Genomic DNA, 7501 nt, shown 5'->3' with positions numbered 1-7501 from the left:
CTGCCGTCCGAGTGCAGATTCAGGGGAGCACGCCGATGGGGCCGCTCACTCCCGGGCCGCTTCACCCGGAGGCCGGACGGGCCCCCTCGTCCAGCGCCGCCGTGAACGCCCGCGCGAAGCGCCGGTAGCCCAGCCCGTTGGGGTGGGCCAGGTCCGGCCCGAACTCCCACGGGACCACGCCGTGCGTCGAGGCCTCCACCCGGGCGGGCCGCAGCTGCGGGTGGGCCGCCACGACCTCGCGCGCCACCTCCGAGAGCGCCGCGCCGGCCCGGCGCACCGCGCCCCGCTTCAGGTCGGGCACGTCCCCGACGAGCGAGCCCGCCGGCAGCGCCGCGCACACCTGCGTGAGCAGGCGCCGGAACTCCTCGGGGTCGGTGCCCCCGGACGCGTCGTTGGTGCCCACCTCGAGCGCGATCAGCGTCCCCGGCTCGCCGCGCAGCGCCGCCTCGGGCACCTGCGGCAGCTGGTCGGCGAGCACGTCGGCCACCCCGGCCCCGCAGACGCCGAGGCAGAGCACCCGCACCGGACGGCCGGTGCGCTCCTCCAGCGCGTCCGCCAGCCGCCCCGCCCACGACCGCTCCGGGTGGATCGCCCCGAGCCCCTGCGCGAGCGAGTCGCCGAGCGCGACGAGCAGGAGGTCCCCCGGCGAGCGACCCCGGCGTCGCCAGTAGGCGGCGTGGTCGGTCTCCATCGTCCGGGCGGCCGCGAGGCCCCGCGCCCACGCGGCGAGGACCAGCAGCAGGAGCACCCCGAGCGCACGTCGCAGCACCGCGGCAGCCCACCACGGACGGCGGCGGCGCGCGCGACGGCGGGGGCCTAGATTCGGGGACACCATGCCCCCACGCCGAGCCCCGCGACCCGACGAGGTCCGCAGCGCCCTGGCCGCCGTCGCCGCCTGGGTGGACGCGCGCCCCGAGGGACCGAGTCCCGACGACGCCGTGCCCGCTCCGCCGCGCGCGGTCCGCGCCGCCGCCGTCCGCACCTCCCTCGCCGCGCTGGAGCACGTCGCCCCGGGCCGCAGTGTCGAGGTCCGGGTCCCGCCGTTCGGCGCGGTGCACTGCGTCGAGGGCCCCCGGCACACCCGCGGGACGCCGCCCAACGTGGTGGAGACCGACCCCCGGACCTGGTGCGCGCTCGCGCTCGGCCGTGCGCGCTTCGAGGACGCCGTCGCGACCGGGGCGGTCCGGGCCTCGGGGCACCGGGCCCCGCAGGTCGGGCACTGGCTGCCCCTCGCCGACGCCGACGCCGGGTCCGACCCGCTCCCGGACGGTGCCCACTGACCGCCGACGGCGACGACGGTCGCCCGATCGTGGCCACTCGTCCGCGCGGTCCCCGCCCGTATGCTCTCGGTGACCGGGGGGTGGTGACCGCGTGACACGTCCGACGTGGGCGCCGCAGGACGTCGACATCGACCGTCCGAGCGCGGCGCGCGTCTACGACTACTACCTGGGCGGCAGTCACAACTTCGCGGTCGACCGCGAGATGGCGCGCCAGGCCATCGCGGACTGGCCGGACCTGCCGCGGATCATGCAGGCCAACCGCGCCTTCATGCGGCGGGCCGTCCGGCTCTGCATCGCCGCCGGCATCGACCAGTTACTCGACGTCGGGTCGGGGATCCCCACGGCCGGGAACGTCCACGAGGTCGCCCAGGCCGAGGACCCGGCGGCGCGCGTGGTCTACGTCGACGTCGACCCCGTCGCCGTCGCGCACGCCCGGGCGCTCCTGGCCGACGACCCCCGCTGCGGCGTCGTCCACGCCGACTTCCTCGACGTCGACGCGGTGCTCGGCGCCCCGGAGACCCGCGCGGTGCTCGACCTCGACCGCCCGGTCGCGCTGCTCGCCGTCGCCCTGCTGCACTTCGTCGGCGACGAGCGCCGACCCGGCGAGGCCCTCGCGCGCTACCGCGACGCACTCGTCCCCGGCAGCCACCTCGTGCTCAGCCACGCCTCCGCCGACGGCGCGCCGCAGCGCGTGGACGACCACGTGGCGCTCTACCGGCGCACGGCGACGCCGATGTCGATGCGGCCCCACGACGACGTGGTGCGTTTCTTCGACGGCTTCTCGGTGCTCGACCCCGGCGTCGTCCACATCCCGCTCTGGCGCCCGGACGGCCCGGTGCCCGACGGGGCCGAGCGCAACCCCGGGTACGCGGGCGTGGGACGTCGTGACTGACGAGGGCGTCGTCGAGGCGCTCGCCCGTGCCTGGGCGGCCGAGGTCGAGGGCACGAGCTACGTGCCGATGGGGTCCGACGAGCTCGTCGAGTACCTCACCGAGATCAGCGCCGACCTCGTCGCGGCCCTGTCCACCCACCCCGTCGACGCGACGGTGGGTGTCGAGGCGGGCGCGCGGCTCGTCGCCGCCCACTTCACCGGGCCCTCGACGCTCGAGCGGACGATCGTGCTGCTCTCCACCCGGCTCCCCGACCTGCTCGGCGAGGCGGTCCGCGGGGACGTCGCCGCGCTCGTCGGGGCCCTCGCGTCGGGCTACGCGACGACCCTGCGGGACCGCACCCTCGACGAGCAGGAGGCCATCCGGCGCGCCGTGATCGTCGCGCGGCACCAGACCGAGCAGGCCCTGCACGCCAGCGAGGCGCGGTTCCGCGCGATGTTCTACGAGGCCGCGATCGGGATCGCGCTGGGCGACCTGCAGGGCCGCATCGTCGAGGTCAACCCGACGCTGACGCAGATGTTCGGCTACACCGCACAGGAGATGCGCCGCCGGTCGGTGGGGGAGCTGGCGCACCCGGACGACCTGCCCTCGGTGTGGGTGCAGTACGAGCGGCTGCTCGCCGGGGAGGTGGACAACTTCCGCGCCGAGAAGCGGTACTACCGCAAGGACGGCGAGGAGATCATCTGCAACCTGACGCTCTCGCTGGTGCGCGACGAGCACGGCGCGCCCGCCTACCAGGTGGCGATGCTCCAGGACGTCACCGAGCAGCACCTGCTCCAGTCCCACCTGGAGTACCAGGCCTACCACGACACCCTGACGACGCTGCCGAACCGCGCGCTGTTCTCCGACCGGCTCGAGCGCATCTTCGACACCACGCCGGCGGGCTCGTCGCGCCGCGTCGGGCTCTGCTTCCTCGACCTCGACGGGTTCAAGGCGGTCAACGACAGCCTCGGCCACGAGGTCGGCGACCTCATGCTGCAGGCGGTCGCGATCCGCCTCGCCGAGCAGGCCACCGACGGCGAGCTCGTCGCGCGGATGGGCGGCGACGAGTTCGTCGTCCTCGTCGAGAACTCGCGCGGGGAGGCGCAGCTGGTGGCGCTCGCCGAGCGGATCCTCGACGCGCTGTCCCGGCCGCTGGTCCTCGCCGGCCAGGAGCTGCTGATCACGGCGAGCATCGGCGTCGTCGAGCGCGGCGTGGTGGGCGGGGACACCTCGGACCTGATGCGCGCGGCCGACCTGACGCTCTACTCCGCGAAGGCCGACGGGCGCGGGCGCTGGGCGCTGCACGACCCGAACCGCGACGAGGCCGAGATCACCCGCTTCGCCCTCTCGGCGGCGATGCCGGCGGCGATCGAGCGGGAGGAGTTCTTCGCGCTCTACCAGCCGCTCGTGTCGATGGCCGACCACGCGATGCGCGGCGTCGAGGCGCTGGTCCGCTGGCACCACCCGAAGCTGGGGGTGCTCGGCCCGCACCGGTTCATCGGGCTCGCCGAGGAGACCGGCGCGATCGTGCCGCTCGGGCACTGGGTGCTGGCGCGCGCCTGCCGCGACGCCAAGCTCTGGTACGACGAGTTCGGCGACGCCGCCCCGTTCGTCTCGGTCAACGTCGCGCCCCGCCAGCTGCACGAGCCGACGCTGCTCCCCGACGTCGAGACGGTGCTCGCCGACACCGGCCTGCCCCCTCACCTGCTCCAGATCGAGCTCACCGAACGGGCCCTGACCAGCGACGAGGGGGCCCCGCTCAAGGCGCTCGACGGGCTGCGCGCCCTCGGCGTGCGCATCGCGATCGACGACTTCGGCACCGGCTACTCGAACCTGTCCTACCTGCGCAAGCTGCCGGTGGACGTGATCAAGCTGGACGGGTCCTTCGGCGAGGGGCTGCGGGAGGCCGACGTCACCAACCCGGTCGACGAGCGCATCGTCGGGACCCTCGTCGAGCTCGGGCACGCGCTCGGCATGACCGTGTGCGCGGAGGGCGTCGAGACACCGGCGCAGGCCGCCCGGCTGCGCCGGCTGGGGTGCGACGAGGGCCAGGGCTGGCACTTCGCGGCGGCGTTGCCGCGGGAGGACGTCCTCGACGTGCTGCGGGATCCGCACGGGCCACCGTGGCCGGGACCCGACGACGACGACGAGGGCGTTCCGTCCGGTTCGTGACCCGATCGCCGCTCCTGTCACGGCCACGACCCGCGACCGCGACGGGCGGCGCACGTAGGCTGGGGGATGCTTCCCGCCCCCGTCTCGAGGAGCCCCTCGGTGGTCGCAGCCGGTCCCGTTCCGGAGCCGATTCGTCCTGAAGACCCCACCCACACCGCGGACGACGTGCCCCACGAGGAGTGCGGCGTCTTCGGTGTGTGGGCTCCCGGGGAGGACGTGTCGAAGCTCACCTACTTCGGGCTGTTCGCGCTGCAGCACCGCGGCCAGGAGGCCGCGGGCATCGCCGTGTCCGACGGCCGCCAGATCGTGGTGTTCAAGGACCTCGGGCTGGTCAGCCAGGTCTTCGACGAGCAGACGCTGGCCTCGCTGCGCGGCCACCTCGCCGTCGGGCACACGCGGTACTCGACCACCGGGTCGCCGACCTGGGAGAACGCGCAGCCGACCTTCCGGACCACGCCCGCGGGGACCGGGATCGCACTCGGGCACAACGGCAACCTCGTCAACACCGCCGAGCTCGTCGGGCGCAAGCTCCCCGACGGCGTGCCCGACGGCCGGGCCCGGATGGCCGCCACCACCGACTCCGACGTCGTGACGGGGCTGCTGGCCGAGTCCGCGGCCGACCTCGGCGTGGAGGAGGCGGCACTGCGGCTGCTGCCCGACCTGCGGGGCGCCTTCAGCCTCGCCTTCTGCGACGAGACCACGCTCTACGCCGCGCGTGACCGCCACGGCGTGCGCCCGCTCGTGCTGGGCCGCCTCGACCGTGGCTGGGTGGTGGCCTCGGAGACCGCGGCGCTCGACATCGTCGGGGCGTCCTTCGTCCGCGAGGTCGAGCCGGGCGAGCTGCTCGCGATCGACGCCGACGGCCTGCGGTCCTCGCGGTTCGCCGCGCCGGAGCCCAAGGGCTGCATCTTCGAGTACGTCTACCTCGCGCGCCCCGACACCTCGATCGCCGGCCGCAGCGTGCACATGGCGCGCGTGGAGATCGGGCGTCGGCTCGCCGCGGAGCACCCCGCCGAGGCCGACCTCGTGATCCCGGTGCCCGAGTCCGGGACGCCGGCGGCGGTCGGCTACGCCGAGGCGTCGGGGATCCCCTACGGCATGGGCCTGGTGAAGAACGCCTACGTCGGCCGCACCTTCATCCAGCCCTCGCAGACCATCCGCCAGCTCGGCATCCGGCTCAAGCTCAACCCGCTGCGCGAGGTGATCCGGGGCAAGCGCCTCGTGGTGGTCGACGACTCGATCGTCCGCGGCAACACCCAGCGCGCCCTGGTCCGGATGCTGCGCGAGGCCGGGGCGGTCGAGGTGCACGTCCGGATCGCGAGCCCGCCGGTCCGCTGGCCCTGCTTCTACGGCATCGACTTCGCCTCCCGGGCCGAGCTCGTGGCCAACGGCCTGGACAACGAGGGCATCCGCCGCTCGGTCGGCGCCGACAGCCTGGGCTACATCTCGCAGGAGGGCCTCGTCGCCGCCACCGAGCAGCCCCGCTCGCGGCTGTGCACGGCGTGCTTCTCCGGGCAGTACCCGATCGCCCTGCCCGACGAGGCGATGGTCGGCAAGCACATGCTCGAGGACGTCACGGGCACACCGTGCGGCGACGCGGGCAACGTCATCCACGAGGCGACGGGGACGCGCTCCGGCGTGCCCGTGAACGCCGCGGCGGTGCCGGCCACCCGCTCCAGCCACGGCTACGGGGCCGAGGACGCCCTCTCCCGCCCGTGACCGCGGCCGGATCGCGGGCCGACTCCTCCGCCAGCTACGCCGCGGCGGGCGTCGACGTCGCCGCGGGCGAGCGGGCGGTGGAGCGCATCAAGCCCCTCGCGGCGTCGACCGCGCGCCCGGAGGTGATGGGCGGCATCGGCGGCTTCGCCGGGCTGTTCGCGCTGCGCACGTCGAAGTACACCGAGCCGCTGCTCGCCGCGTCCACCGACGGCGTCGGCACGAAGATCGCCGTGGCGCAGGCCGTCGACAAGCACGACACCGTCGGGCTCGACCTCGTCGCGATGGTGGTCGACGACCTCGTGGTCTGCGGGGCGGAGCCGCTGTTCCTGCAGGACTACCTGGCCATCGGGCGCCTCGACCCGGCGAAGGTCGAGGCCATCGTCTCCGGGATCGCCGAGGGCTGCCGGATCGCCGGCTGCGCCCTGCTCGGCGGCGAGACCGCGGAGCACCCCGGGGTCATGCACCCCGACCACTACGACCTCTCGGCCACCGGCGTCGGGGTCGTCGAGGCCGACGCGGTGCTGGGTCCCGACCGTGTGCGCGCCGGCGACCACGTGATCGCGATGGCCGCGTCGGGTCTGCACTCCAACGGCTACTCGCTGGCCCGTCGGGTGCTGCTCGAGATCGGGCGGATGTCCCTCGACGGGCACGTGGAGGAGTTCGGCCACACCCTCGGCGAGGAGCTGCTGCGCCCGACCCGGATCTACGCCCGCGACTGCCTCGCGCTCGTGGCGGAGACCGACGTCCGGACGTTCGCCCACGTCACCGGCGGCGGGCTGTGCGCGAACCTGGCGCGGGTGCTCCCCGACGGGTTGCGGGCCGACCTCGACCGGACGACGTGGACCCCGGACCCGGTGTTCAAGCTCATCGCCGGGCGCGGCCGCGTGGAGCGCGCCGAGATGGAGTCGACCTTCAACATGGGCGTCGGGATGGTGGCGATCGTGCCGCCCGAGGACGTCGACCGGGCGCTCGCGGTGCTCACCGCCAAGCACGTCCCGGCGTGGGTGCTCGGGGAGATCCGCGCCGCGGAGGGCGGGATCGGCACGCCGGGCGAGGCCGCCCTGCACGGGGACCACCCGCGCTTCTGAGGCCGATCCGCGCCGGTAGCGCTGCCGCGCCCGGCCGTGTCGACCCGCGCTCGGCCGGGCTGCCGCGCCCGGCCGTGCTGCCGCGCCCGGCCGCCCCACTCCCGGTGATCATCAGCACACCAGGCACGCAAAGTCGGCCTGCGCCCCGCCTGGTGTGCCCCTGATCAACGGGCGGGGAGCCGGTGCCCGCCGACGCCATGATCAGGAGCACACCAGGCACGCAGGATCGCCCTTGGCCTCAGGGGGTCGTTGCAACACCGGTGGTTGGTGGGGCGGACAGTAGCTGGCGCATGGTTTCGGCGGGGTTGCGCCAGCCGAGGGTCTTGCGGGGTCGGCCGTTGAGTTCGGCGGCGACGGCGGCGAGGTGTTC

At 74.9% G+C, this 7501-nt stretch carries 6 protein-coding genes and 1 pseudogene; 5 read left to right on the top strand and 2 right to left on the bottom strand.

Annotated elements, in window-relative coordinates; translation table 11 throughout:
- Window positions 1–61: 61 nt before the first annotated feature.
- The gene (locus AC0CYZ_RS17120; protein WP_472217468.1) at window positions 62–769 is read right to left on the bottom strand and encodes an SGNH/GDSL hydrolase family protein; all 708 of its coding nucleotides are present in this window, start codon (window positions 767–769) and stop codon (window positions 62–64) included.
- A gap of 64 nt (window positions 770–833) precedes the next feature.
- On the opposite strand from AC0CYZ_RS17120, the gene AC0CYZ_RS17115 reads away from it, so the two are divergent.
- The 5 genes from AC0CYZ_RS17115 to purM all read left to right on the top strand — a co-directional run bounded on the left by AC0CYZ_RS17115 (window position 834) and on the right by purM (window position 7131).
- Complete coding sequence (locus AC0CYZ_RS17115) at window positions 834–1280, top strand: sterol carrier family protein (protein WP_472217466.1); 447 nt, start codon at window positions 834–836, stop codon at window positions 1278–1280.
- Between the two features lie 91 nt (window positions 1281–1371).
- Entirely contained in the window at window positions 1372–2172 is an 801-nt protein-coding gene (locus tag AC0CYZ_RS17110) for an SAM-dependent methyltransferase (protein ID WP_472217464.1), read from the top strand.
- Window positions 2165–4324 (top strand): putative bifunctional diguanylate cyclase/phosphodiesterase, encoded by a 2160-nt coding sequence (locus tag AC0CYZ_RS17105; RefSeq protein WP_472217462.1) that lies wholly within the window; start codon window positions 2165–2167, stop codon window positions 4322–4324. The genes AC0CYZ_RS17110 and AC0CYZ_RS17105 overlap by 8 nt, the downstream gene beginning before the upstream one ends.
- A gap of 66 nt (window positions 4325–4390) precedes the next feature.
- Window positions 4391–6043, top strand: coding sequence for an amidophosphoribosyltransferase (gene purF / locus AC0CYZ_RS17100; RefSeq protein WP_472217460.1), 1653 nt, complete (start codon window positions 4391–4393; stop codon window positions 6041–6043).
- On the top strand, window positions 6040–7131 hold the full coding sequence (gene purM / locus AC0CYZ_RS17095) for a phosphoribosylformylglycinamidine cyclo-ligase (RefSeq protein ID WP_472217458.1): 1092 nt from the start codon (window positions 6040–6042) through the stop codon (window positions 7129–7131). Before purF ends, purM begins: the two co-directional genes overlap by 4 nt.
- A 238-nt stretch (window positions 7132–7369) precedes the next feature.
- Here the strand turns inward: purM and AC0CYZ_RS17090 are convergent.
- Window positions 7370–7501 (bottom strand): annotated as a pseudogene (locus AC0CYZ_RS17090) (IS30 family transposase); the annotation flags it as partial.

This window comes from Actinomycetospora sp., assembly GCF_055612215.1.
Note: the sequence above shows the minus strand (reverse complement) of the source record. Positions and strands in the feature narration are given on the sequence as shown.

What these genes read in the sequence shown, in the direction of transcription:
- AC0CYZ_RS17115 (WP_472217466.1), top strand. Translation starts at nt 834, where the DNA reads ATGCCCCCACGCCGAGCCCCGCGACCCGACGAGGTCCGCAGCGCCCTG.
- purF (WP_472217460.1), top strand. Translation starts at nt 4,391, where the DNA reads ATGCTTCCCGCCCCCGTCTCGAGGAGCCCCTCGGTGGTCGCAGCCGGT.